A 25,003-nucleotide genomic window follows, 5' to 3' on the forward strand; every position below is an offset into this window, starting at 1 on the left:
AAATGAGAACCCTCAACTTCCATATTATTTTGATTGTTCTGGTTTTACAACTGGGCTGTAATACTACACCCAAAACTGAAGCCAAAACAACAGAACCTGTGACCATAAAACAGGAAACAAAATTTAAGGAAGAATTGACACTCAATCAATTAGAAGGTACTTGGTATTACAAAAACTCACCTTATGATGGTTATGCTTTAAACTTACATGAAAATGGTTCTTTGGCGGAAAAGGTGGGTTTTGTAAATGGAAAGAGAGAAGGAGTTGCCAAAAGATGGTCAGCTAATGAAGTACTTCGCGTTGAATACCATTATAAAAACAATCGCCTTGAAGGTTCTTATAAAACTTGGTGGGAAAACGGACAATTAGCACAAGAAGCCAATTATATTAATGGCAAGATGCATGGTGTAGAGAAAAAATGGTATGCAAACGGTCAATTGGCAAAAGAAAGACAATTGGTCAACGGTAAGGAAGAGGGGCTACAAAAAGCTTGGCTACAAAACGGTACTTTATATGTCAATTATGAAGCTAAAAACGGACGTATATTTGGGTTACGAAGAGCAAATTCTTGTTACCAATTAGAAGATGAAGTTGTGGTTAGATCAGAAAATGAAACATTATGAAAAAGCCCATATTTTATATAGCTACCTTAATTCTTTTTTCTGCTTGCAAACAGACAGTAAAAAAAGAGAACATACAGGTTAAAGAGACTAGTAGGGTAGAGTACTTGCCCTATTATAACGATGAATCTTTTACTCCACATTGGTTAACCCCAAATTCTGAGGAGGAAAAACAGTTTCACAAAATTCCAGATTTTAAGCTAGTTGATCAGTTAGGGGATACCCTAACCCAAAAATCATTTGAAGATAAAGTATATATAACGGACTTCTTTTTTACTACGTGCCCAGGAATTTGTTTAAAAATGACCAATAATATGACCAAGGTACAAGAGGCATTCTTAGACAACCCTGAGGTTGCTATTTTATCGCACTCCGTAACCCCGTCAATCGATTCCGTTTCTGTATTGAAGACATATGCTGAAAAGAACGGAGTTATTGATTCTAAATGGCACTTGGTGACCGGTGATAAAACTGAAATTTACAACTTGGGCAGAAATGAATATTTTGTGGAAAATGATTTAGGCATCCCTAAGGATATCAATGATTTTCTACACACAGAAAACTTTCTGTTGATTGATAAAAACAAGCATATACGAGGTATCTACAACGGACTAAACCGAGCTTCGATAGCTCAATTGATAACTGATGTGGATGCTTTGCTAGAAGAGATTTAAAAATACATGGCGGACTAAGTTTAGCTTATTTTGAAGGCATGAACCTAATTGTTCCCCGATGGTGGAATTATTTACGGAGTTGTTTTAATCTATCTATTGCGTTTTGATTTGAAGGATTTAATTCCAACGATTTCTTATAACTATTAATAGCACTTTTATAATCATTATTATAAAAATAAGCTTCGCCTAAACTATCATATAAGTTAGCTGATTTAGGATATAAATGTAATGCCAATAAAAAAACATTAACGCCCTGTTGTGCTGTTTTAGGATTAAAGGATAATCGCAAACCTAGAGTGTTGAGCATTCCTTCTTTAAGTTCTAACTTTGGATGTATTACAGTAGTTTTTTGAAATAACGAAATTAAATCTTGATAACCTTGGTTAAGTGCCAAATCAATAAAATCCTGATAATTGAACTCTCTTATTTCAGCAGGTTTACTTTTTTTTGAAACCAACGTTTCAGAAAAGCCATTTTCTTTTATACTGTTTTCAATAAACTCTGTGCCTGTTTTTTGATTTTTTAAAGTCATAGCTAGAAAATTCAAAGTATGTTCGGATAATAATTTATAGGAAGCCATAATTTTATCATCACTTTTATCCTGTCTTTTATCTCTATTCGTAAACAAAACACCAAAAGTACTGAAATAGGAATGGGTTAAATCGTGAAATCTATAGCTGTAAATAGTACTGTACCGCAAAGAGTCAAATAATATATACTCATAATTTACATTTGCAGAAATTTTATCGCTAATCAATACTTCTTTTGGAATTTCTTTTTGGGCAAAATGAATATAAGGAACATTGAAATTATCTAAGTTAAAATAAGCTGATTTTTCAAGAACAGAATAATTATATCTTTCAGTACCATCTAAACTAACCAAAGCCTTTATACGCTGATTTTTCATAACCGTTATAGCATTTGATAATCCGCCAAAGCTAAAACCCATAAGTGCTATTCTTTCCACATCAATATTTTCATATTTATTTATTTCCTTTAAAAGAAACTCCACATCCCGAGATTGAGTTTCCATATCCTTTGTAGTTCCACCTTCTAGGTATCTGGTCTCCGTTCCTCTTGAAGGACTAGAGATCACGACAAAACCATTACTAGCCAAATATTCGAACATGGCAAAATTTTCTATTGATGAAGCTTGATAGCTAGGTGCATATACAATGACGGGAAATTTTCCCTTTAAAAACTTAGCGTTAAAAAAAGCGCTAACATTTTCCATTAAATGCAATTTATTTTCTGGTGTATTCCATAAATACGGAAACCAATCCAATAAAAATTCATCTGGTAAGTTTTTCCATTCTTCTTCTTCTTTTAAGACTTTTAGATAATCTAAAACAATTAACGAGTCTGTTTTTTTTTCAATTGTTGCAGGATACCAAATACTGATTGGAATAGGTCTGTTGATATATTGATTGTTAAAGCCATTATGTATTCTATAGGTTCTTGTACTATCAATAGCATTATAATGTTTAAATCCCACAGTAAACATTCCATTGTCAAGATTAATATCTTTCAAAGAAGTTTGTCCATAAGATAAAATGATAAAAAAAAGATAAAGGAATAATATAGTAAACCGCATGATTCTTCGATTAGTATTCGCTAGTAAAGATGTTTTATTTTAAATTTTGTTACAGTTAATGTATTAATATGCAATAAGTTAACCTAACTAAATTATCAAAATATAAAACCTAAATTGTAAATTATGAAGAAATAAACAATAATAATGAACAAGATAGTTTATTACGTAGCTATTTCTATTGACGGATTTATCTGTGGACTCGATGGTGATATCAGCGGATTTGTAGGTGAGGGTAGTGGGGTCACAAAATATATGTCTGATTTAAAGGGATTTGAAACTACGATCATGGGTAAAGACACCTATGAATTTGGATATGCCTACGGATTAAAACCTGGGCAGCCAGCGTATGCGCACATGCAGCATTATATTTTCTCTAAATCTTTACAGTTCGATAGTAAAAGTGATCAAGTACATATTATTTCTGATTACGACTTAGATAAGATTAAAGAACTGAAACAAAACTCAACCACAGATATTTACTTATGTGGAGGTGGCGTTTTTGCCGGATGGCTTTTCGATAATCAATTTATAGACGTCATTAAGGTTAAAATCAACCCCTTGATCTTAGGAGCTGGTGTACGATTATTTGGGGAATCTACATCTGGTTATCAATTAGTACTCACGGACACCGAATCTTATGATGGTGGACTGGTATTTAATACGTATTCTATAAATTATAATTCGTAATATTTTAAAACAAAATAGTCCAGAAAACCAAGTGATTTTCTGGACTATTACCTAACAACCAAACTAAACTTCTTATTTCAGTGCTGCCAATAACTTCTCTGCAACCAATTCAGATGATGCAGGGTTTTGACCTGTAATTAAATTACCATCTTGAACCGCATATGCTGCCCAATCTTCTTTTTTAGAATAGATACCTCCATTTTCCTGTAACATGTCTTCTACCAAGAAAGGAACTACATTCGTTAACTGAACGGCTTCTTCCTCTGAATTGGTAAAACCGGTAACTTTTTTGCCTTTTACCAAAGGATTACCATCTGTACCAGAAACTCTTTTAAGCGCTGCTGGTGCATGACAAACAAATGCGATAGGCTTCTCTTGCTCGTTAAATGCTTCTATTAGCTTTACAGAAGTAACATCATTAGCCAAATCCCATAAAGGACCGTGACCACCAGGGTAGAAAACCGCATCAAAATCACTCGCATCTAAATCTGAAAGTACTTTTGTGTTCGCAATTACATCTTGTGCCGCTTTATCTTCTTTAAAGCGTTTGGTATCTTTTGTTTGTGCATCTTCCGTATCACTACTTGGGTCAATCGGTGCTTGACCACCTTTTGGGGTAGCAACCGTAATTTCAGCACCTTTGTCAAACAGGGCATAATAGGGAGCAGCAAACTCCTCAACCCAAAATCCTGTTTTTTTTCCTGTGTCTCCCAACTGATCATGAGAGGTTAATACAAACAATATTTTCATCTTTATTATATTAAATTTTGATTTATAATTAGTCTACAAATTAGACTTTAACTATCATTTTGCCTTTTTTCTTACCATCCATCATATCCAAAAATGCTTGGGGAGTGTTTTCAAAACCTTCAACAATCGTTTCTTTATAGGTCAGTTTTTCTTCTCCTAACCATGTAGATAATTGTTTCATTGCCTGTGGAAACTTGTCGGCATAATTACGTACAATAAACCCTTGCATTAATGCACTGTTCTTTACCAAGAAGGGTTGTACGGCAACCGCCATAGGTGTTTCAGTTTTATTATACACTGAAATTGCTCCACATATAATTATTCGTGCGAACTGATTTATGTTGAACAATACGGCATCAGATATTGGTCCGCCTACATTGTCAAAATAAATATCTACTCCGTTAGGTGCTGCTTCTTCGATTGCCGCTTTCATGTCGTCAGTAGTTTTGTAATTGATACCATGATCAAAACCGAATTCAGATTTTAGCATATCAATTTTTTCATCTGTTCCGGCTATACCGATAACATTCAACCCAAGAATTTTCCCTATCTGGCCTACAACACTACCTACGGCACCTGCTGCACCAGATACTACTAGAGTTTCACCTTTTTTAGGATTTCCAATTTCATGAAGGCCTAAATAAGCTGTTAAGCCGGTCATACCCACAATACCTAAAAAAGCACTTAAAGGAGCCTTACTTTTATCCACTTTCTGTAAGCCTTCTCCGTTGGAAATTTGTTGTTCTTTCCATTCCAATAATCCGGATACGAATTCCCCTTTCTTATAATCTTCATGTTTAGACTCCAACACCTCTGCTACGATACCCGAACTGATTGGCTCACCAACTTTAAATGGTGGTACGTAAGATTTAGCATCGCTCATTCTACCACGTAAATAAGGGTCTACCGATATATATTTTGCCTCTAACAAGACTTCACCTTCAGAGACGGTTAAATCATTGTCCAACTCATTAAATTCAAAATCGGACAGGGTAGGAGTACCTACCGGACGTTGTTTTAAATTAATTGACTTACTCATAAGTTATGTTTTAATTTTTATAATAATTTCTAGCTGGAATTTTTGTCAACACCTATTAAATAAGGTATTTGTCTATTGAAAATTCCTTTGTATTTATGTTTGACTATAACTACAGTTCAAAGATATTTAAAAAAAAGAATGAACATTCATTTTTTAACATAGGTTTATAGAATGGACCATAATTACGGTCTAAAAAAAAGCACCTATAGAGGTGCTTTTTAATGTTCAAATAGTTAATCCATAATCATGATGGACTTCACATTGACAAATTCTTTCATACCGAATCCTCCATGTTCACGTCCATAACCGGAATCTTTTACTCCGCCAAAAGGCATACTTGGCTCTGCCAATCCGAAGGAGTTTATAAATACCATTCCTGTGTCAAAATGTTTTTCTGCTAGTTCTGTAGCCTTTTCAACATCTTTGGAAAATATTCCGCCACCTAGACCAAATCTACTATCATTAGCAATACGCATAGCATCTTCGTTGTCTTTCGCTTTTATTAGAGAAGCAACAGGACCGAATAATTCATCATCATAAGCGGGTTGACCTGGTTTTACATTACTTAGTACAGTAGCAGGGTAGAAGTAACCTTCCCCTTCAGGAATTTTTCCTCCGCACAATACATCGGCTCCTTTTTCCACACTTTCCTGTACTTGCTCATGAATTTTATCTCTAAGATCTTCACGCGCCATAGGTCCTAATTCGGTATCTTCATTTTTAGGATCACCAACTTTTAGAGCATCCATCGCCTTCACAAACTTTTCCTTAAATTCATCGTATACTTTTTCCGTAGCGATAAATCTCTTTGCGGCAATACAAGTTTCTCCATTGTTATAGATACGCCCCATAACACTTTTTTCTACGGCTAAATCTATATCTGCATCATCCAGTACCAAATAGGCATCATTACTACCTAATTCCAACACTGTTTTCTTTAATTGTGCACCGGCTTTTTCTCCAATTTTTTCACCTGCCACCGGGCTACCTGTTAAGGTAACACCACGTACTAGTTTATGCGCTATAATGGCATTAGATTGTTCATGTTCTATCACCATTACATTAAAAAGATTTGCGGGTAAACCTGCTGTCTCAAAAATGTTCTTCAGTAACTTTGCTGTTCCTGTTACGTTCGATGCATGCTTTAGCAAAATACTATTACCAGCCATCAAGTTCACTATCGTATAGCGCAATACTTGGTAACTAGGGTAGTTCCATGGTTGTATACCATAGATGATTCCCATAGGCGAATAGGCTACAATACCTTTTCCTCCATTGGAAAGTTCACGCTTTTCGCTCTTTAAAAACTCTGGCGCATTTTCTGCCGAATAATTACAAATTGCCGTACATAAATCAACTTCTTGATTACTTTGTTTTAGCAATTTTCCCATTTCATCGGTCATTAACTCAGCAAGTTCTTTCTTATAATTCTGAAGTTCTTTACCAATAGATTTAATAATTTCTCCACGTTCTTCAACACTCTTAGTTTTCCACTTTAAAAATGCTTCATGCGACTGTTGAATGCTTTCTTCAACCTGCTCATCTGTCATGTAGGTATGTGAAGAAATTTCTTTTCCCGATGTAGGGTTTATTGTTTTGAATGTATTCTGTTTTGTTGTCGTTGACATATATTATTTTATTAGATTAAAATTATTGTTGTTCACTTGGCACCAAATAAACATCGTTGATGTTTACTCTTTCTGGCTGTGTTAACACGTAATAGATGGAATTTGCAATATCTTCTGCTTCCAATGTTTCCATTTTTTGCATTTCTTCCATTTTTTCTTTGATATCCTCATCGGTAATTGTGCTGGTTAAATTTGTAGCTACCGCACCTGGTTCAATAGAGGTAATGTTGATTCCGTATTTAGGTGCCAATTCTTGACGTAATCCTTCCGAAAACATTTTTACGGCAGATTTTGTAGCGCAGTACACCGCTCCACCTGGAAAATATCTATTGGCAGCCATAGAAGAAATATTGATGATATTACCACCTTTATTCTCCTTTAATTCTGGTAAAACAGCGGCAACACCATTAAGTACACCTTTAATATTAACATCTACCATTTTTTCCCATTCATCTGTTTTCAGCTTTTCTACAAATGATAGTGGCATTAAACCGGCATTGTTGATAAGACCGGTTATTTTTCCAAATTCTCTTTTGGTTTTAGAAACTACATTTTGAAAATCATCTTTCTTTGTCACGTCACCTGTTACTACAATGGCTTCTCCACCTTTTTTAGTGATTTCGGACTTTAGATCGTTCAGTTCATCTTCGCTTCTGGCCATTAATACTACCTTGGCTCCGTTATCGGCTAACTTGATTGCTGTTGCTCTACCAATTCCGCTAGATGCACCAGTTATAATTATTACGCTATCTTCTATTTTCATTGTGTTTTTATTTGATTTATCACAATATAGAAGCTATAATCGGCTAGTATTGACCATAAGAATTTAACTATTGACGGATATAGTATTGCGCTACATTTTCACCTATTCAAGTCAAAAAAACGGTTGTAATTATAACTGATCAAAGGATATATTAGAAATTATAGATTTATTAAGACCATTACTGATTTAAATGCTCTTAATTTGGTGCCTTATTTCTTTTTCTAGCTAAAGATTAGATTATGATGACAAATAAAATGATAGGTATAGTTGGTGGTGTGGGTAGTTACGCTGGTATTGATTTAATTAAAAAGGTCTACGACCTTACCGAAGCGAGTTCTGATCAAGATCACTTACCGGTATCTATGCTATCAGTTCCTCATAAGATCATTGACCGTACTAAATACCTGTTGGGTGAAACAGAAATTAACCCAGGTATAGCCATATCTGAAATAATTGCTTCTTTAATCGCTAGCGGGGCAAGTATTATTGGTATTCCATGTAACACGGCACACGCTAAACCAATATTAAGCTTAATTGAGAAAAGCATACCAGAATCGTGTGTTTTGGTCAACCTTATTGAAGAAGTGGGGAAATATATTTCTGAAAAGCATCCGGAAATTACTAGGGTAGGGGTTTTAGGTACTACAGGTACTATTCTTGCCAAGGTGTACCCAGAAGTATTGTCCAGGTACAATATTGAAGTTATACAACCATCTGAAGATATTCAAGATTTATTTGTACACCCTTCTATTTACGATACATCATATGGTATAAAGGCTTTTTCAAATCCTGTAAATCAAAAAGCAAAAGAAAATTTGGGTATGGCAGCGACGTACTTATCAAGAAAAGGCGCCCAAGCCGTAATTTTAGGCTGTACCGAGATTCCGCTTGCTATACAATACGAAAAAATAGAGGATAGCTTGATTATTGATGCCACAACCGTTTTAGCTAGCGCGTTAATTAGAGAATCCAAAAAAATGGAAATGATCGCCTAAGCACTTGGCGTTGGTGTACACGATGCTCTTTTCAATAACATATATTCACCATTATTCTTAAATTCCCGTATTGATGTACCGGTATAGCGTTTAAAGGTTTTGGATAAGTGACTTACATCTGTAAAGCCCAATTCATCGGCTATTTCATTTAAACGGAAGTCGGAATTCAATAAACGAATTTCTACCAATTTAAGCTTTCCCTTTATAATGTATTCGCGTAAAGACATGTTCACCTGCTTTTTAAAATACTCGCTTACATAGGTAGGCGACATCTGAAAAACATCGGCTAAATTTTCAACTTTTAGCAATTCCGTTTTGTCTATATTGGTATTGATATAGGTTAACATTTTAGTAATTCTATCATCTGAATTACTTTTTGCCAATTCAAAATAACTGCTCTTTTTAATATTACGGATCAGAATTTCCAATATGCTAGTCATTAAACTAGTCACTAAATTTATAGACTCTTCCCCATAATTTCTAGACTCTTGAAGTATCATCTCAATAAGGTTTTCAAGATAATTACGGTCTAATTCGTTCTTAATGATATCACCCGGCAACTGATTGTAATTGGACAAAATGTACGATGCCTCTTTAAACCACTCATTTCTATCAATAGTGATTCTGTTCGCATTTTTAAAGAAAGAATCGGTAAACTTTAAAAAGACAAAACGTGTCGGTTTTTCAATGGTAAAAGAATGGCATTTTAACGGAGGTAACAAAAACATACTATTCTTGCCATAGGCATAATCATTGTAGTTGATGCACTGGGTACCTTCTCCTTCCTTTATTAAAACCAGCTCAAAAAAATTATTTTTAACGGGTCGTTGTTTCCAATCCGTCAGCTCAATTTCTTGTATTTCAAAAGGTTTATACGCTTCTAATACTTGCATTTTTATCTATTATTTGTGCTAAAATATACTATTTACCGATAAAACTCTACTTATTGCTTAAACAATCCTTTAAATATACATTATTAACCTTTTTTAATACTTTAAAAAAGATGCTAATACCAATATTTTTGCCATGTATTTAAAAAATGATTAAAACTTTAAAAAAATAATTATATGAAAAAAGTACTATTAGTATCCGTTTTAGCATCTGTATTTATGATGTGTAAATCACCAAACGAAAAGAAGAAAAGTCAGAATGAAGATATTGTGGCAACAAATGTTGTTTCAAATAATATAAAAACTGTTGAAACCGTTTTTTCTAGTCAAGACATCAGACCTGGTAACTTAGCACTGACCAGTAATGGAAGATTGTTTGTTAGTATGAATCCTTTAGTGTCACCAACAACTAAAGTTTTTGAATTGAATAAGGATGGTGAAAATGTAGCTTACCCAAATGCAAAATATACAACAGGTGAAAATTCAATTTTAAAAGCTGTAATTGGTATTAGAGCGGACAGCCAAGACAACTTATGGCTTTTAGATATGGGTGCCAAACAATTTGTGGTTTGGAATACTAAAAATGAAGAGCTTGTAAAAACCATTGCAATTCCTGAAGCTGTTGTAAAACCGGCTAGTTTTTTACAAGACTTTATTATTGATGAAAAACATAACCGAGTAATTATTGCAGATATGACACAAGGCGATTTAAAAAGTGCTCCTGAGCCAGCATTTATAGTCATAGATACAGAAAGTGGCAGCGCTAAACGAATGGCACAGAGCCACCCTTCAATGATGCCAGAGATGGAAGGCGGTTTTGCATTAAATCCAATAGCTATTGACCCACAGAATAATTGGGTATACTACGGAGCATTACATGGAAAAACGATGTATAGAGTACCAGCAAGTAGTTTTGATTCTGATGAAAAGTTAGTTAGTACTATTGAGAAATTCGGTGTAAAATCGTTTTCAGACGGTATGGAAGTAGATGCAAATGGTAATGTTTATGTAACCAATGTGGTTGATGGCGAAATAGGATTATCCACTAAAAACGAATATAAAACATTGGCTAAAATTCCTGAAGGACAAACCTGGCCTGATGGTTTGTATGTTGCTAACGATGGGTTTATTTATGGTACAGTAGACCAATTAAATAAAACGGCAGCATTAAACAATGGTAAAGAAGAAAGTGTAGGACCTTATTTAGTAATCAAAACTGAATTGGTAAAGTAAATTCCCTCAATGTACAAACGCATCTTTTAAAGGTGCGTTTTTTTAATGTATATAATTATGAAAACAACACTAAAAATAGGCGTAACCAATTTATCTTTTCACCGTATTGCAGCTTCTTTGGTGACTAATACCTTATTAGAAATGGGTTTTGATGTGAAACGTGAATTTGCTCCACACCAAGAAAATTTTGAGCGTTTAAAATCCGGACAAGTAGATATGCTGGCTTCGGCTTGGTTGCCATCTAGTCACGGAATTTACAAAAACGATGTAGAGAAAGAGGTTCCCTTGCTAGAATTGGGCTTACATTATAAACCATACGCACTTTGGGGTGTTCCAGATTACGTTTCTGAAGATGTTACAGCTATTTCAGATTTACTAAAACCAGAGGTGTTATCTAAAATGAAGAAGGATATTCAGGGTATAAATCCTGGTGCTGGAATTACACGTTTTTCTATTCAAATGATGGAAGCCTACGGATTAAGTGCTGCGGGTTATAATTTTCATACAGGAACAGAAGACGATTGTTTTAATGCATTTGAAAATGCAGTTGATGAGAAACAATGGATGGTTGTACCACTTTGGAAACCTCAGTTTTTACATTACAAATACAACATCAGAGAAATTAAAGAACCAAAAGGATTATTGGGTATTGTAGACAAAGCGGTTTTACTTCTTCGGGAGGATAAAAAGGAAATATTTACTAAAGCACAACTAGAGATATTGGATGGTCTTCGCTTTACAAATGATATCATTGCAGAGTTAGATTATAAGGTTTCTCGTGAAGGAAAAGATATTGACGAAGTGACTAAAAAATGGTTGCAAAATCGCTAATAACAAACAACGGCTTTAGGTAAGTTTTAAATTGAATCCCCGACAAATTATAACACATTAAAGTGGAAAGAAATACAAATGGATTTATTTAATCAAACCAATTTATTTTCAACGGAAGAAGTTCTTAAAACTTCTTTTGATTTACCAGGAGCGGATATTACGTTGTTCGAAAATTTCTTCAGCATTGAAGAAAGTAACAAGCTGTATAAAAGTCTGCTTCATAATACGCCGTGGCAGCAAGAACAAATTACCATTCACGGTAAACTGGTAGACTACCCTAGGTTGACCGCTTGGTACGGAGATGTTGACAAAGACATTAAATACACGAATACAAAAAGTAAAATGCATTTATGGAATGATGATTTACTTTTCATTAAAGAACGTATAGAAAAGGAGGTAGCTATCAAATTTACACGCTGTTTGCTCAATTATTATCGCGACGGAAAAGATAGCGTAGACTGGCATCAAGATTATAAAGGAGAACAACGAAAAAATACAGTTATTGCTTCAGTTACCTTTGGTACAACCAGACCCTTTCAATTAAAACATGTATCAAGAACAGATTTAAAACGTGTAGACATTCCATTAGCAAATGGCAGTCTTTTATTGATGCAAGGCGCCACCCAAGAAAACTGGAAACATAAAATACCGAAGACCGCAAAACAGATTTCCCCAAGAATTAACCTAACCTTTAGGTGGATCGGTTAATTTATCCGGCATCAATCTTTACTTTTATAGTTCTAACTTTAGAACCCATTTACAACATCTTATGAAAAAATCTTATTTAACCTTGGTGGTACACATTTTAGTAAAAGAAGAATTTAGAGAAGAAATAAAAGCCGAATTGCTAAAACTTATTAGTCCCACTAGAGGAGAAGAAGGTTGTATTGCTTACGACTTACATCAAGATAACGATAACCCGAATCTGTTTTTATTCCACGAGAAATGGGTGAATCAAGATTATTTGACCAAGCATTCACAAAGTGATCACATTGCCGCCTATAGACTTGCTTCTAAAGATAAGCTTGAGAATGTTTCTGCTTATAAAATGACAGAGCTTACCAATTAGAATTGTAATTATAAAGGCTTAACATTAAATTAATGTATTAAAAACCGGTAATTTTACCTGTAATAAGCTCGTTTTGGCAATATTTTAAGATTTCGCCACTTAAAAACCTCCATTTATACCTTATTCTCCTTTTTTTGTACACTATTTAGGGTGTGTTCTCCAATTATCTTTGTCGTCAATAAATCTATCAATTATAAAAAGACATAATAATGAATACTCCAAACATTGCACAAGAAGATATTTTAAATGCATTTAACTACAGACATGCTACCAAAGAATTTGATGCGTCAAAAACATTAACCGATGAGCAAATCAGTTTCATCTTAAAAACAGCAAATTTATCTCCAAGTTCATTTGGTTTTGAACCTTGGCACTTTATAGTTGTACAGGATAAAGAATTACGTGAGCTATTAAAGCCAGTAGCTTGGGGTGCTCCGGTAAAATTAGATACTGCTAGTCACTTTATTCTAGGATTGGCAATGAAAGCTCCTATGGTAAAGCATGATGCGCCATATATTGAACATATGATGAAAGAGGTAAAACAAATGCCGGAAGATGTTGTAGAAATGTACTCTAAATTTTACAGAGAGTTTCAGGAGCGTGATTTTACCTTAGATTCAGATAAAAAGTTATTCGATTGGTCATCAAAACAGACTTACATTGCTCTAGGTAATATGATGACTGCTGCCGCACTTACAGGAATAGATTCTTGTCCTATTGAAGGTTTCCATATAGAGGATACGGAAGCTTTATTAAGAGATAAATTTGGAGTGGATACAAATAAATATGGAATTTCTTTTATGGCTGCATTCGGATACAGAAAAGCAGATCCTGAATTCCCTAAGTCTAGAAGACCACTAGAGGACATTGTAACTTGGAAATAAGAAATATTATGAAAGCAATAGGGTACAAAGAGAATCTTCCAATTGACAATATAAAGTCTTTACAAGATGTAGAATTGGAAACTCCAAAAGCTACGGGAAGAGATGTTTTAGTAGAAATAAAAGCTATTTCCGTAAATCCGGCAGATTATAAGGTACGTGCAGGAATGCCTGCAGAAGGTGACAACTGGAAAGTTATTGGCTGGGATGCTACCGGTATAGTTACAGCAATTGGTGAAGATGTGACTCTTTTTAATGTAGGAGATGAAGTTTGGTACGCAGGCGATTTTACCCGCCAAGGTAGTTATGCAGAATACCAAATTGTAGATGAACGTATTGTTGGTAAAAAACCTCAAAGCTTATCTTATGCTGAAGCTGCTGCATTACCATTAACCACACTTACAGCCTATGAAATGTTGTTTGATCGATTAGAGGTATCTAAAGACGATGCCAGCAAATCTATTTTGGTAATTGGTGCCGCTGGTGGTGTAGGTTCTATTTTGGTGCAATTGGCTAAAAAACTGACCAAGTTGAATATTATAGGTACGGCTTCTCGTGAAGAAACTACCTCTTGGTTAAAAGAATTAGGTGCAGACACGGTTATTAACCACAGAAATAAATTGAGCGAAGAGTTCGAGAAATACAATTTACCGGCTCCGGAGTATGTAGTAAGCTTAAATGCTACGGAACACCACGTAGATGAAATTGCTAAACTGATAAAACCTCAAGGGAAATTCGGATTTATAGACGATCCAAAATCGCTAAATGTAATGCCTTTTAAAGGTAAAGCGGTTTCTACGCATATAGAGTTAATGTTTACACGCTCTATGTTTCAGACCGAAGATATGATTGAGCAGCATAATATATTGAACAAAGCTTCTGAATTAATCGACAACGGAACTATTAGAACTACGTTAGGCGAAAATTTTGGAACTATAAATGCTGAAAACCTTAGAAAAGCTCACGCTTTTTTAGAAACGGGTAAAGCAAAAGGTAAAATTGTTTTAGAAGGATTTTAAGTGTAATGAGCCAAAAAACATATTATAATGAAAATTAAAATTACACTTGCTGCATTAGCTATAACAGCAATATTTATAAGTAGTACAGCAAATGCTCAAGTAAATACCATAGATTCTGTAGCCACTTCAAAAGTGCAACATTTCAATTTTGATGAAATGGAATCTGAGTCCATAGGTGAAGGCATTAAAAGAAAATGGTTTTACGGTGAAAAAGGGCAAATGACCATTTTTGACTTGGAAAAAGGAGCACACATTCCTTGGCATAAACACCCTAATGAGCAGATAACATACATTATGTCTGGTAAGGTAAAAATCAAGACTATAATTGATGGCAAAGAGGAATTTGTAATTGTTTCTGGCGGAGAAGTAATTGTTTTCCCAGAAAATGTCCCACACGAATTTTGGGCATTGGAAAAAACAGTGGATTTAGATGTTCACGTTCCTGTACGCCAAGATTGGTTAAGTAAAGAATTACCAGATTATTTAAAGAAAAGTGAATAAAATTTGCATCAGCAATACTTATTAATAAAACATTATAAAATATATCAAAATGAAAAAAACAATACTACTTGCATTAGCAATAGCTACAACGGCATATACAAGTGCACAAACACCAACAACGGACCCTGCCAAATCTGTAAATGAGGTGGTAACGGCAGACAATGTAGAATGGGGTTGGTTAAACCCGTTACGTGGGGACAAAAGTCCGGCTGCCGGAAGACTTTGGGGAGATCGTACAAAAAATGAACCTGCAGGATTTTTAGTGAAATTTAAAAAAGGATTTTCATCTCCTCCACATATTCATAACATTACCTATCGGGGAGTGGTGATTCAAGGATTATTACATAATGACGATGAAAAAGCAGAAAAACAGTGGTTACCAGCAGGTTCTTATTGGCAACAACCAGCAGGAGAAGCACATATTACTGCAGCTGACGATAATGAAAACATGGCTTTTTTAGATATTCAAGAAGGTCCATATTTAGTACAACCAACATCGGAAGCTTTTGATAATGGGGAAAGACCAATTAATGTAGACAAAACCAATATGGTTTGGCTAAATGCTAATGATATTGAATGGGTATCTGCAAAGAGTAATGTTGAAACTGCATTTTTATGGGGAAGCCACGAGGAAAATCAATTGCGTGCACCATTTTTAAGGTTACCAGCAGGCTTCAGTGGAAAAATCAAAAATTTGAGTCCTAATTTTAGGGCAGTTGTTATTTCTGGAGGAATATCACATCAATTTTCTAAAAAGGGATCTACAAATCAGTTAGACGCTCCTTCATATTTTGGTGCAGAAGAAAACGCAACCTCAATCATTTCAACAGCTAAAGAAACGGTGATATACATAAGAAGTAACGGTGATTTTGAAGTGAAGTAATGATGAAAAAGATTAGTATCATATTAAGTTTAGTTACTTCAGTTATGGCTTTGCAAGGACAAAACACCATTTCCGAAGTAGAAACATATGCTACGGTAGATCAAGCGGTGGGAAATATTGCTTTTACCAATGATGGTGAATTAGTATACAGTCATCATCCATTTTTTTCTCCGGAAATAAGAGTGGTAAAGTTTGATAAAAAGGAGAATACAACTTCGCCTTTTCCTAATTTAGAATGGAACACACCACGAGAAACCGATGATAATTACCTGAGTAATGTTTTAGGAATCCGTAATGATGAAAATGGTGTTGTTTGGATGATAGATATGGCACAACGTAATAACGTAACGCCAAAAATTGTAGGCTGGAATACAAAAACCGATAAATTAGAACGTATATATTACTTGCCAGAGTCAAGTGTACCTTCAATTAGCCAGCCTAATGATATGGTGGTTGATACCAAACACGGTTATTTTATTATTGCCGATGAAGGTATTGGTAATGGAGGAGATGGAAGCAAGGCAGCTTTTATCATCGTAGATATGAAAACGGGAAAAACACGTCGGGTTTTGGAGGGTACACGTACTACAAAACCAGAAAATACCCCAACGGTTATAAATAATAAGCATTTGGCAGTAAACGGAAAAGATTTGTTGATTGGTAATGATGGAATTACTGCCGATGCTAATTTTGAGTACATCTACTACGGACCGTTAAACGGACCAAAAATTTACCGTATTAAGACAGTTGATTTAGTAAATGAAACGTTTACAGATGCTGATTTAGATGCTAAAATTGAAACTTATTCTAATAAGCCTAACAATGGAGGAATGTCCATTGATAAAGAAGGAAATATTTACTTAACAGCTTTGGAGACCAAAAGCGTAGCTGTAGTTTTAGCAAAAGACCGTAGTGTAAAAACTATGGTGCAAGATGAAAATATGGTATGGCCAGATGGCGTTAGTTACAATCACGCAGATGGGTACATGTATGTTTCAGCCGCACAAGTAAATAGGGGAGCTCCTTTTAATGATGGTAAAAGTGTAGCGACCAAGCCTTTTTATATTTTTAGGTTCAAGCCTATTGCTGAAGGTGTTGCTTTTAGATAAAATCTAGTGCAGGAAAATTCATTTAATAATGATGAATTAAGAAAAGGTTTAAGTATAAGTGGTGGTAGTACCAGGTACTTTCCCTAAATTTATAAAACACCCAAAAAAGGTATTATGCAACGAGAGCCATGCAACCATATAACTGCTATTTCAGAAATTAAAACAGCTATTGAGCATGTTTGTGACGAATGTGTAAAGTTAGGTGATGGTTGGGTGCATTTGCGAACTTGTCAAGAATGCGGTGTAACCCGTTGCTGTGATGATTCAAAGAACAAGCATGCAACAGCTCATTATCATGCTACAAAACATCCTGTCATCAGTTCCGCGGAACAAAATGAACAATGGCTATGGTGCTATGCCGATGAAGCTTTTATAACTTACTAAACCAAAAACTATGATTGATCCTAAATATCCAGAACTTACCGATCTGCAAGTAGAGAAGCTTAAAACCTACGGTGAAATTGAATTTTATAAAGAGCCCACCGTGGTGTTGGACTTTGGTGATCAACACTATGATTTTTTCGTAGTGCTCACTGGTGGAATAAGAATTATTGATCCGGATAAAAAAGATGACAGTCTTACCATACATAGAAGGCATCAATTTTCCGGTTCAAGTAGTATCCTCTCTCATAGAACGGTTGGTGTATGTGGTGAAACTTTAGAAAACACACAACTAATACGAATTAGTCCTGAAAAGCTAAAAAGTGCCATTGCTAAATTCAGCGATATTAGCGATGTACTCTTAAATGCCTTTTTATTACGGGAAGATGCATTAAAAAACAACGTTCAAGGCATAAAACTAATAGGTTCTGAACATTCTAATGAAACGTATGCTATCCGTGATTTTATGGATAAGAATGATATCTGGTACAATTTTATAGATTCTGATAAGGAAGACGGATTAGTACAGATGTTAGATACTTTCAACTTAAAGGAATCGGATTTACCGGTATTGATCAATAGTCAGAATAAAATTTCTATTCGCCCATCGATTGATGAAATTGGTATGTGTACGGGAGTTCGGTTAGAACTAGATGATGAAATCTATGATGTTTTGATCGTAGGCGCTGGTCCTGCCGGTTTGGCTGCTAGCGTATACGCGGCTTCAGAAGGGTTAAATGTATTGACCATTGATAGTAATTCTCCTGGCGGACAAGCTGGTAAGAGCTCTAAGATTGAAAATTACCTCGGATTTCCCACAGGTATTTCAGGTAGGGATTTAGCGAACAACGGCTACATTCAAGCTCAAAAATTTGGCTGTACTATTTCCGTTCCGCATAGAGTGGAAGGCATTGAACGTAAAGAAGGTTACTATGAAATCAACTCTAACAACACTTCTACTTTAAAAGCCAAAACGGTAATTGCTGCAACCGGCGCTGCATATAGAAGACTGCCTTTAGAGGGAATTGAAAAATTTGAAGGCTCTGGTATTTACTATAGCGCCACATCTATGCATGCCAATATGTGCAAGAATAGTGAAATCGGTATTGTTGGCGGTGGTAATTCTGCGGGTCAAGCAGCATTATTTTTAGCTAATTATGCATACAAAGTTTATGTAATTATCAGAAATGAGGATATTGGTGCCAAAATGAGCGATTATTTGGTGCAACGTATCATCGCTTGCGAAAATATAGAAGTATTGACCAGTAGTAACGTGGTTAAAGTTAGCGGGGATACATATTTAGAAAAGGTTGAAATAAAAAAGAATGATACGTTGATTGAGAATAACATCAATTACCTGTTCACTTTTGTTGGTGCCAAACCTTGTACCGAATGGCTAGACAATATTATCGATACCGACGAAAAAGGTTTTGTGCACACGGGTCTCACCATTTGCGATAATGCCCTTAAAAGCGAATCTGTATTCAACAACAGAAAGCCTTATACATTCGAGACCAGTTTACCCGGACTTTTTGCTGTGGGTGATGTGCGTTCAGGTTCGGTAAAACGTGTAGCTTCGGCAGTAGGCGAGGGGTCTATTGTGGTGAGTGATATCCATAAATTTTTAGCTCTGGAAAACGAAGTGAATACTGTATCTTAATTTCATAGACCATGCCACGTACCATAATTGAAAATATTGTAATTCAAGAATACAAAGAGCAAACGTTTTTTGAATTTTGTAAGTACACAACCATTCGGTTTTTTGAAATTGTTTATTTTGAAAAAGGTACGGGAACCATTAAAATTAATGGAAAAACGGTAAACTATTCGGCTAACAGTATTTTCGTTTTTGTGCCAGACGATATTTATATTGTAAATCCGGAATCGGCAACTACAACTGTAGCCATTAAGTTTTTAAAGAGCTTTTTTAGGGGTGATGCTCCGCAAAATGCAAATCTTCCGATAAACGATTGGTTTCGTAAAATTGAAGGTATTTTAAACAGTGAAAGTCATCAATTACGTGAAATGCGTTTTGAAACGGAATCGGACAAAATACACCTAATATCACTGATAAAAATGGTGGCTGCTGAAAACGATAAAAAGAAATCCTATGATCTCTTTATCATTCAAAATTCACTTTCTGTAATTCTTCATTTAATTGCGCGTAACATTCAGTTTTTAAATGCCGATATGAGCACTAAAATTGTTGAATCATCTAAAATTCAGCAAATCATCAACTTCATTCACGCTAATATTTACAATTCAGAATTGCTTACCACCAAAAACTTGGCAGAAGAGTTTCATATGGCGGACAATTATATTAGTGAGTACTTTAAAAAGCATACCGATGTTTCTTTAAAAAAGTACATTCTTAACTACAAATTAAAATTGGTAGAAACCCGTTTAAAATATACCGATTTGCAGTTTTCAGAAATTGCAATGGAATTAGGCTTTACAGACTCTAGTCACCTAAACAAAACTTTCCAAAGCTACAAAGGGATGACTATTGGTGCGTATAAGGCTAGTATTTCTGCATAATTTTTCAATGAAATAGTTTTTTATAACTGCTGTTATCGATTTTCATAATCGATGGTTTTAGGGTATTCTATAGTTTGTTTACCTAAAAAAATACCATTAACCTTTTTTTTTACCAGAAGCCCTTTGTTTTTTACCCATCTAAGAGTGTATGTCCAAGATACCTTTGTACTGTAATTAATACAGAATAAATATCAACCAAAAACTTAATACTATGGACTACAAGAACTTTCAAACATTTACGGCAAAGCAAACAGGAGGAATTTTAACAATTGATATCAACTTTGGACCAGTAAACGTACAAGGACAAGAAATGCTAGCAGATTTAAGCAGCCTTTGTTTACGGTTAGAAAGAGATAGAGGTGTAAAAGTAGTCGTTTTTGAATCTTCTAATCCAGATTATTGGGTATGTCATTATGATACCAACTTGCTTAGAGATATGTCTATAGAAGCAGTACCAAGAAACGAAGTACAGTTACTGGACTTACAAGCTGTTTTAGAACGCTTAAGCAAAGTACCACAAGCAACTATAGCAAAAATTGAAGGTTTTGCGCGTGGTGGCGGACACGAAATGGCTTTGGCATTAGATATGCGTTTTGCAGCTAGAGGAAAGGCTAAGTTCATGCAGATGGAAGTTGGCATGGGCATTTTACCCTGTGGTGGTGGAGCTTCACGTATGGCAAGACAAGCAGGATTAGGAAAAGCATTAGAAATAATATTAGGAGCAAGAGATTGGGATGCTGATGAAGCTGAAAAATTTGGAACCATAAACAAAGCTTTAGACGCTGATGAAATAGGACCTTATGTGGATGCTTTGGCAGAACGTATTTCAAAATTTCCGGCAGATTCTATTGCAGCTAGCAAACGCGCAGTTTATGCGTCTATAGACTTACCAATTAAAGAAGCTTTAAAAGAAGAAGCATACCAATTGTTTCAAGCAACCAGTAAAACACCAGCCGTTAAGCGTTTCCAATATGCAGATGATAACGGTGCCCAGTTTGACCATAACAACCAAAAGAATTGGGAGCAAATGGTGATGGATATTCAAGAAGTAAATTAAGGGCGCTGAGCGCCTTGCGCTACACGCTTTACGCCTATCGCATATTGCAGTTTTGCGTAGAGCGGGTTGCGAATAGCGAATAGCGAATAGCGAATAGCGAATAGCGAATAGCGAATAAAAAATAAAGTCTCTGTCCTACTAAGGCTAGAGATATATTCACAGATAAATAGATTAAAACAATAAAAAGAAGAAATATTATGAAAGCAATGTTATTAAACAGTTACGGAGAAAATGCAAATTTTGAAGTTTCCGAAATAGCGAAACCAGAAGTTACCGCAAATCACGTTTTAGTAAAAATAGCTGCATCTAGTGTAAATACTATAGACACTATGATTAAAAATATGGGTAATGATTTGCCTTTGTCACCTGCAACTCCAGCATTATTGGGAATGGATTTTTCAGGAATTGTAGAAGCAGTTGGTGATGGTGTAGAAGGTTTTAATGTAGGTGATGAAGTATATGGTTGTGCAGGTGGACTTGCAGATTTACCAGGTACATTAGCAGAATATATTGTGGCAGATGGCAACCTTGTGGCTCACAAACCAAAAGGATTAACAATGCGCGAAAGTGCAGCCTTACCATTAGTAGCTATTACAGCTTACGAAGGTTTAACTAGAGCTGGCGTAAAAGCAAGTCAAAAAGTATTGGTACACGGTGGTTCTGGTGGTGTTGGTCACTTAGCAGTACAACTGGCTAAATATTTTGGAGCAGAAGTTTTTGCTACAGGAACAGGAGAAAACCAAAAAGCAATTGTAGAAAAATTTGGTGCAACCTTTATTGACTTTAAAACTGAAAAGGTAGCAGATTACACAGCAAAATATACCGATGGTGGTTTTGATGTTGTTTTTGATACCGTTGGTGGTGCAAACTTGAACAATTCTATTGAGGCTGTTGCTTTAAACGGACATATTTCTACGACAGTTTCTTTATGTGAGTTAGATTTAACTCCGTTGCACTTTAAAGGTGCATCATTACACGTAGTATTTATGCTAATACCAATGTTGCACAATTTTAAAAGAGAGGAACATGGAAATATCTTAGAGCGTTTAGCTGAAATTTCTAATGCAGGACATTTAACTCCAATAGTAGATGAAAACAGCTTTTCTTTAAATCAAGTTGGTGATGCGTATGCACATTTACAAAGTGGTAAAGCTATTGGTAAAATAGTAGTTGAGAACTAGAATTAAATGTATGCGATGGAATAGATTTCTTATCTATATCGATTAATATGTTTGTTGAATGCCCCAGAAATGGGGCATTTTTATGTAAACTATTGTCCTAATCTAGATTTTTCCATTGCTGCGCCAGTTCTAGAATTGGACCGTTTTACTTTGCTATTGCCAAAAGGATAGGTATATCCAATAGTAAAGATTCGTGAAAAACCAGATTCTGGACTATAGGATACATTGAATCTGTCTCCAAAAGCCTCTCTGGTTAAACTACCTACCTGAGAACGAATATCCATACTTTCAAAAATATCGGTTATCGTAAATTGCAAACTACTTCCATTTTTGAACTCTTTTTTTAGTCCCCCGTTTATAGTTCCAAATCCCCTGACTTTAGTACTTCCGTTGAAATGTTGTGAAGTGTACCAACCCGATAATTCTAAAGATACATTTGCAGGCAAACGTAAGGTTTGGCTTCCATTAAAATTATAATGTAAATAATTATGAGTTTTAGGTTCATCGGTATGTAATAGCTTAAATGTTCTATAACCTACTGTAGCATTAAGGTTTACATTCCACCAATTTGCGAGCCTTATAGGTATGTTGCTCTGTACGTCTAAATTTCTTTGATAGTCCAAATTTACAGGAGCAATTACCGCTACATTACTTTGGGCGTTTCTTGTAACTTGATAACGGGCAATTGGGTTTTTTTCATTCGATGCCATAATGGATACGCTAAAAGAGTGAATATTATAAGTTATACTTATGTTGTTGGTTATGGCGGGTAATAATTGTGGATTTCCACTAAATACGGAAGTGGGGCTATTGTACACTAAAAAAGAAGCCAAGTCTGAATAATTTGGTCTAGTTATACGTTTATTATATGCAATATTCAATGCCGTAGTATCAGAAAATGAATGGGTTAGAAACACTGTTGGGAAAATTTTCCCAAAACTTCGATTCAAGTCGGAGTTATCAAAGTTTTGATTCCAATATTCATATCGTAAACCCATTTGTGCTTTTGTTCCTTTCCCGAGACCAACATCAAGTATGGAATAAATAGCACCTATATGTTCTATATTTTCAATGTTACTGATAAAGCGGTCATCGGGCTCATATTCATCATTCTGTAAAATTTCTATACGGGCATCGTTTTCGGTTTTGGACAGGGAACCTTTTACTCCACCTTCAAAAACCAAATCTTCTTTAAACTGGTGTTTATAATCTAGTTTAAGTACGCCAACCTTAATGTCAGTTTCATTAAACCCTCTGTTTCCTCTATTGTAAATTTCATTTTCAGGCTGAAAAGAATTGCCATTTTCATCAAAATAAGAACTTTTGACTTGGTTGGGTGTTCTGGTATTGTATTTTATGAAATCTGCCGAGACCATAAAAGTATTATCATCTTTTTGTGTTTCATAAAAAGTGGACATGTTTAAATTAGTTAGCCTGCCATTTCCGTTTAAGATAATCTGTGCATCTAAAAAAGGATTGTTCGTAAACTCGTACATACCTCTATTTTTTGTTAGCACCAATGGTTTAGATATGTTGTACAATACATTGGCACCCCAAGTTGAAGTTTTGGTAATTTGCCTTTCGTATCCTAAGTTAAAATTATGATTTCTATTAATTTGTTTGGTATGACTTGCAAAATCAACCGAGGTAAATCCACCTAAAACGGGTATTTCAGTGGTGCCTTTTGCATTGAATCCACCATACGTATCATCATACGAAAAGGTATAGCTACCATAGAAATTTGCTAGTTCACCACCGTGGTTTATAGAAAGGCTAGTGGTCTGTTTTGGTCCTTCACCATGTCCGGCGCTTACATTTAAATTTCCCTGCAAGCCTAAAGTTTCATTCTTGAAGGTTACTATATTGATGATACCAGCATTACCGTCCACATCATACCGAGCGGAGGGATTGGTGAGCAGTTCTATCTTTTCTATGGTATCTGCACTCATACCATTTAGCATAGCTATCAAATCTGAAGTAGGCATTCTTTGTGGTTTACCATTAATAAGCACCAAGGTTCCGCTTTTTCCGTTCAAAGAAAACGTATTGTTATATTGATCTAAGATCACTCCCGGTGAACGCTCTAATAGTCTTAATACGGTAGTACCCGTGCTCATAACACTGGCTTGTACATTTATTACACTACCTTCTTGTGTGCGCTGTATTAATCTACGTTGCCCTTGAACCGATACACCCTCTAACTCCGTTACCTCTTCATGCAGGTTGATGTTTGAGAAATCATGTGCATAAGGAAGTAAAGTAACCTCAAGCAAACCAGATTGCCATGTTTGGAAAGATAGTAGACTTATCTTTAATTTAAAACTGCCCATACGAGTAACAGCTATATCAAAATATCCATCGTCAGCACTAATTCCTCCAGAAATTAAGGTGTTCGTTTTTGCATCGTGCAGCGTTACATTGGCAAATGCAACAGGGTTGTTTAATTCATCCAATATCCTTCCTGTTATCTGTGCCGAAATACTAAATGAAATACTAAGGACAATTAGTGTAGTTACAAATCTTAAATTCATTACGTTTAATTTTAAGACAAGTACCGCTAACAAAGCACAGCATAAAAAAGCGATTGATGAACAGAGGGATATTCATTATAAGAGGAGCATATATCCGATTTTTTGCTTCGATAGATACATATGTGTCATCAATTACCTTTCGTCAATTA

General features: G+C 35.2%; 25 protein-coding genes. 18 read left to right on the forward strand and 7 right to left on the reverse strand.

Annotated elements, in window-relative coordinates:
* Window positions 1-2: 2 nt before the first annotated feature.
* Both DCS95_RS01475 and DCS95_RS01480 read left to right on the forward strand, forming a co-directional pair.
* Complete coding sequence (locus DCS95_RS01475) at window positions 3-623, forward strand: toxin-antitoxin system YwqK family antitoxin (protein ID WP_116769076.1); 621 nt, start codon at window positions 3-5, stop codon at window positions 621-623.
* A complete protein-coding gene (locus tag DCS95_RS01480) occupies window positions 620-1,294 on the forward strand; it encodes an SCO family protein (RefSeq protein ID WP_116769077.1) in 675 nt (224 codons plus the stop codon). Before DCS95_RS01475 ends, DCS95_RS01480 begins: the two co-directional genes overlap by 4 nt.
* A 67-nt stretch (window positions 1,295-1,361) precedes the next feature.
* Here the strand turns inward: DCS95_RS01480 and DCS95_RS01485 are convergent, their stop codons facing one another.
* Window positions 1,362-2,825, reverse strand: a complete 1,464-nt coding sequence (locus DCS95_RS01485; RefSeq protein ID WP_244178356.1) for a tetratricopeptide repeat protein — start codon at window positions 2,823-2,825, stop codon at window positions 1,362-1,364.
* A gap of 207 nt (window positions 2,826-3,032) precedes the next feature.
* Here DCS95_RS01485 and DCS95_RS01490 point away from each other — a divergent pair, with 207 nt between their 5' ends.
* The gene (locus DCS95_RS01490) at window positions 3,033-3,575 is read left to right on the forward strand and encodes a dihydrofolate reductase family protein (protein ID WP_116769079.1); all 543 of its coding nucleotides are present in this window, start codon (window positions 3,033-3,035) and stop codon (window positions 3,573-3,575) included.
* Between the two features lie 72 nt (window positions 3,576-3,647).
* Here DCS95_RS01490 and DCS95_RS01495 read toward each other — a convergent pair whose 3' ends face one another.
* From DCS95_RS01495 to DCS95_RS01510, 4 genes are all read right to left on the reverse strand, one after another.
* Window positions 3,648-4,325, reverse strand: coding sequence for a type 1 glutamine amidotransferase domain-containing protein (locus DCS95_RS01495; RefSeq protein ID WP_116769080.1), 678 nt, complete (start codon window positions 4,323-4,325; stop codon window positions 3,648-3,650).
* Between the two features lie 40 nt (window positions 4,326-4,365).
* Complete coding sequence (locus tag DCS95_RS01500) at window positions 4,366-5,364, reverse strand: NADP-dependent oxidoreductase (RefSeq protein ID WP_116769081.1); 999 nt, start codon at window positions 5,362-5,364, stop codon at window positions 4,366-4,368.
* A gap of 233 nt (window positions 5,365-5,597) precedes the next feature.
* On the reverse strand, window positions 5,598-6,992 hold the full coding sequence (locus DCS95_RS01505) for an NAD-dependent succinate-semialdehyde dehydrogenase (protein ID WP_116769082.1): 1,395 nt from the start codon (window positions 6,990-6,992) through the stop codon (window positions 5,598-5,600).
* A 22-nt stretch (window positions 6,993-7,014) separates the two neighbouring features.
* Complete coding sequence (locus DCS95_RS01510; RefSeq protein WP_116769083.1) at window positions 7,015-7,755, reverse strand: SDR family oxidoreductase; 741 nt, start codon at window positions 7,753-7,755, stop codon at window positions 7,015-7,017.
* A 239-nt stretch (window positions 7,756-7,994) separates the two neighbouring features.
* Here DCS95_RS01510 and DCS95_RS01515 point away from each other — a divergent pair, with 239 nt between their 5' ends.
* Window positions 7,995-8,750 carry an aspartate/glutamate racemase family protein gene (locus tag DCS95_RS01515; protein WP_244178357.1) on the forward strand — a complete coding sequence of 252 codons (756 nt, stop codon included), beginning with the start codon at window positions 7,995-7,997 and terminating at the stop codon, window positions 8,748-8,750.
* Here DCS95_RS01515 and DCS95_RS01520 read toward each other — a convergent pair.
* The gene (locus DCS95_RS01520) at window positions 8,747-9,643 is read right to left on the reverse strand and encodes an AraC family transcriptional regulator (protein ID WP_116769084.1); all 897 of its coding nucleotides are present in this window, start codon (window positions 9,641-9,643) and stop codon (window positions 8,747-8,749) included. The two genes, DCS95_RS01515 and DCS95_RS01520, sit on opposite strands and share 4 nt — an antisense overlap.
* Window positions 9,644-9,817: 174 nt before the next feature.
* On the opposite strand from DCS95_RS01520, the gene DCS95_RS01525 reads away from it, so the two are divergent.
* The 14 genes from DCS95_RS01525 to DCS95_RS01590 all read left to right on the forward strand — a co-directional run bounded on the left by DCS95_RS01525 (window position 9,818) and on the right by DCS95_RS01590 (window position 22,323).
* Window positions 9,818-10,873: an L-dopachrome tautomerase-related protein gene (locus tag DCS95_RS01525; RefSeq protein WP_116769085.1), complete on the forward strand. Its 1,056-nt coding sequence runs from the start codon at window positions 9,818-9,820 to the stop codon at window positions 10,871-10,873.
* A 57-nt stretch (window positions 10,874-10,930) separates the two neighbouring features.
* Window positions 10,931-11,704 (forward strand): glycine betaine ABC transporter substrate-binding protein, encoded by a 774-nt coding sequence (locus DCS95_RS01530; RefSeq protein WP_116769086.1) that lies wholly within the window; start codon window positions 10,931-10,933, stop codon window positions 11,702-11,704.
* Window positions 11,705-11,782: 78 nt separating this feature from the next.
* On the forward strand, window positions 11,783-12,412 hold the full coding sequence (locus DCS95_RS01535) for an alpha-ketoglutarate-dependent dioxygenase AlkB family protein (RefSeq protein ID WP_116769087.1): 630 nt from the start codon (window positions 11,783-11,785) through the stop codon (window positions 12,410-12,412).
* Between the two features lie 61 nt (window positions 12,413-12,473).
* Window positions 12,474-12,773, forward strand: a complete 300-nt coding sequence (locus DCS95_RS01540; protein ID WP_036154492.1) for a putative quinol monooxygenase — start codon at window positions 12,474-12,476, stop codon at window positions 12,771-12,773.
* Window positions 12,774-12,982: 209 nt separating this feature from the next.
* The gene (locus tag DCS95_RS01545) at window positions 12,983-13,657 is read left to right on the forward strand and encodes an NAD(P)H-dependent oxidoreductase (RefSeq protein ID WP_116769088.1); all 675 of its coding nucleotides are present in this window, start codon (window positions 12,983-12,985) and stop codon (window positions 13,655-13,657) included.
* Between the two features lie 8 nt (window positions 13,658-13,665).
* Entirely contained in the window at window positions 13,666-14,673 is a 1,008-nt protein-coding gene (locus DCS95_RS01550) for a zinc-binding alcohol dehydrogenase family protein (protein ID WP_116769089.1), read from the forward strand.
* Between the two features lie 27 nt (window positions 14,674-14,700).
* Complete coding sequence (locus DCS95_RS01555; protein ID WP_116769090.1) at window positions 14,701-15,174, forward strand: cupin domain-containing protein; 474 nt, start codon at window positions 14,701-14,703, stop codon at window positions 15,172-15,174.
* Between the two features lie 49 nt (window positions 15,175-15,223).
* On the forward strand, window positions 15,224-16,057 hold the full coding sequence (locus DCS95_RS01560) for a DUF4437 domain-containing protein (protein WP_116769091.1): 834 nt from the start codon (window positions 15,224-15,226) through the stop codon (window positions 16,055-16,057).
* Window positions 16,057-17,166 carry an L-dopachrome tautomerase-related protein gene (locus DCS95_RS01565; protein WP_116769092.1) on the forward strand — a complete coding sequence of 370 codons (1,110 nt, stop codon included), beginning with the start codon at window positions 16,057-16,059 and terminating at the stop codon, window positions 17,164-17,166. Before DCS95_RS01560 ends, DCS95_RS01565 begins: the two co-directional genes overlap by 1 nt.
* A gap of 114 nt (window positions 17,167-17,280) precedes the next feature.
* Window positions 17,281-17,550, forward strand: a complete 270-nt coding sequence (locus DCS95_RS01570) for a UBP-type zinc finger domain-containing protein (protein WP_116769093.1) — start codon at window positions 17,281-17,283, stop codon at window positions 17,548-17,550.
* 10 nt (window positions 17,551-17,560) lie between these two features.
* Entirely contained in the window at window positions 17,561-19,207 is a 1,647-nt protein-coding gene (locus DCS95_RS01575; RefSeq protein ID WP_116769094.1) for an FAD-dependent oxidoreductase, read from the forward strand.
* Window positions 19,208-19,218: 11 nt separating this feature from the next.
* Window positions 19,219-20,085 carry an AraC family transcriptional regulator gene (locus DCS95_RS01580; RefSeq protein ID WP_013622430.1) on the forward strand — a complete coding sequence of 289 codons (867 nt, stop codon included), beginning with the start codon at window positions 19,219-19,221 and terminating at the stop codon, window positions 20,083-20,085.
* A 211-nt stretch (window positions 20,086-20,296) separates the two neighbouring features.
* Window positions 20,297-21,142: an enoyl-CoA hydratase/isomerase family protein gene (locus DCS95_RS01585; protein WP_116769095.1), complete on the forward strand. Its 846-nt coding sequence runs from the start codon at window positions 20,297-20,299 to the stop codon at window positions 21,140-21,142.
* A gap of 197 nt (window positions 21,143-21,339) precedes the next feature.
* A complete protein-coding gene (locus DCS95_RS01590) occupies window positions 21,340-22,323 on the forward strand; it encodes a zinc-dependent alcohol dehydrogenase family protein (protein ID WP_116769096.1) in 984 nt (327 codons plus the stop codon).
* An 89-nt stretch (window positions 22,324-22,412) separates the two neighbouring features.
* On the opposite strand, the gene DCS95_RS01595 is transcribed toward DCS95_RS01590, so the two are convergent.
* The gene (locus tag DCS95_RS01595) at window positions 22,413-24,854 is read right to left on the reverse strand and encodes an outer membrane beta-barrel protein (protein ID WP_116769097.1); all 2,442 of its coding nucleotides are present in this window, start codon (window positions 24,852-24,854) and stop codon (window positions 22,413-22,415) included.
* Window positions 24,855-25,003 lie beyond the last annotated feature (149 nt).

This window comes from Maribacter litoralis, assembly GCF_003075045.1.
Classification (GTDB): Bacteria; Bacteroidota; Bacteroidia; order Flavobacteriales; family Flavobacteriaceae; genus Maribacter; species Maribacter litoralis.

Excerpts from the sequence above, each read along its gene's own strand:
- DCS95_RS01475 (WP_116769076.1), top strand. The coding sequence starts at position 3 with ATGAGAACCCTCAACTTCCATATTATTTTGATTGTTCTGGTTTTACAA.
- DCS95_RS01480 (WP_116769077.1), top strand. The coding sequence starts at position 620 with ATGAAAAAGCCCATATTTTATATAGCTACCTTAATTCTTTTTTCTGCT.
- DCS95_RS01490 (WP_116769079.1), top strand. The coding sequence starts at position 3,033 with ATGAACAAGATAGTTTATTACGTAGCTATTTCTATTGACGGATTTATC.
- DCS95_RS01495 (WP_116769080.1), bottom strand. The coding sequence starts at position 4,325 with ATGAAAATATTGTTTGTATTAACCTCTCATGATCAGTTGGGAGACACA.
- DCS95_RS01500 (WP_116769081.1), bottom strand. The coding sequence starts at position 5,364 with ATGAGTAAGTCAATTAATTTAAAACAACGTCCGGTAGGTACTCCTACC.
- DCS95_RS01505 (WP_116769082.1), bottom strand. The coding sequence starts at position 6,992 with ATGTCAACGACAACAAAACAGAATACATTCAAAACAATAAACCCTACA.
- DCS95_RS01510 (WP_116769083.1), bottom strand. The coding sequence starts at position 7,755 with ATGAAAATAGAAGATAGCGTAATAATTATAACTGGTGCATCTAGCGGA.
- DCS95_RS01515 (WP_244178357.1), top strand. The coding sequence starts at position 7,995 with ATGATGACAAATAAAATGATAGGTATAGTTGGTGGTGTGGGTAGTTAC.
- DCS95_RS01520 (WP_116769084.1), bottom strand. The coding sequence starts at position 9,643 with ATGCAAGTATTAGAAGCGTATAAACCTTTTGAAATACAAGAAATTGAG.
- DCS95_RS01525 (WP_116769085.1), top strand. The coding sequence starts at position 9,818 with ATGAAAAAAGTACTATTAGTATCCGTTTTAGCATCTGTATTTATGATG.
- DCS95_RS01530 (WP_116769086.1), top strand. The coding sequence starts at position 10,931 with ATGAAAACAACACTAAAAATAGGCGTAACCAATTTATCTTTTCACCGT.
- DCS95_RS01535 (WP_116769087.1), top strand. The coding sequence starts at position 11,783 with ATGGATTTATTTAATCAAACCAATTTATTTTCAACGGAAGAAGTTCTT.
- DCS95_RS01540 (WP_036154492.1), top strand. The coding sequence starts at position 12,474 with ATGAAAAAATCTTATTTAACCTTGGTGGTACACATTTTAGTAAAAGAA.
- DCS95_RS01545 (WP_116769088.1), top strand. The coding sequence starts at position 12,983 with ATGAATACTCCAAACATTGCACAAGAAGATATTTTAAATGCATTTAAC.
- DCS95_RS01550 (WP_116769089.1), top strand. The coding sequence starts at position 13,666 with ATGAAAGCAATAGGGTACAAAGAGAATCTTCCAATTGACAATATAAAG.
- DCS95_RS01555 (WP_116769090.1), top strand. The coding sequence starts at position 14,701 with ATGAAAATTAAAATTACACTTGCTGCATTAGCTATAACAGCAATATTT.
- DCS95_RS01560 (WP_116769091.1), top strand. The coding sequence starts at position 15,224 with ATGAAAAAAACAATACTACTTGCATTAGCAATAGCTACAACGGCATAT.
- DCS95_RS01565 (WP_116769092.1), top strand. The coding sequence starts at position 16,057 with ATGATGAAAAAGATTAGTATCATATTAAGTTTAGTTACTTCAGTTATG.
- DCS95_RS01570 (WP_116769093.1), top strand. The coding sequence starts at position 17,281 with ATGCAACGAGAGCCATGCAACCATATAACTGCTATTTCAGAAATTAAA.
- DCS95_RS01575 (WP_116769094.1), top strand. The coding sequence starts at position 17,561 with ATGATTGATCCTAAATATCCAGAACTTACCGATCTGCAAGTAGAGAAG.
- DCS95_RS01580 (WP_013622430.1), top strand. The coding sequence starts at position 19,219 with ATGCCACGTACCATAATTGAAAATATTGTAATTCAAGAATACAAAGAG.
- DCS95_RS01585 (WP_116769095.1), top strand. The coding sequence starts at position 20,297 with ATGGACTACAAGAACTTTCAAACATTTACGGCAAAGCAAACAGGAGGA.
- DCS95_RS01590 (WP_116769096.1), top strand. The coding sequence starts at position 21,340 with ATGAAAGCAATGTTATTAAACAGTTACGGAGAAAATGCAAATTTTGAA.
- DCS95_RS01595 (WP_116769097.1), bottom strand. The coding sequence starts at position 24,854 with ATGAATTTAAGATTTGTAACTACACTAATTGTCCTTAGTATTTCATTT.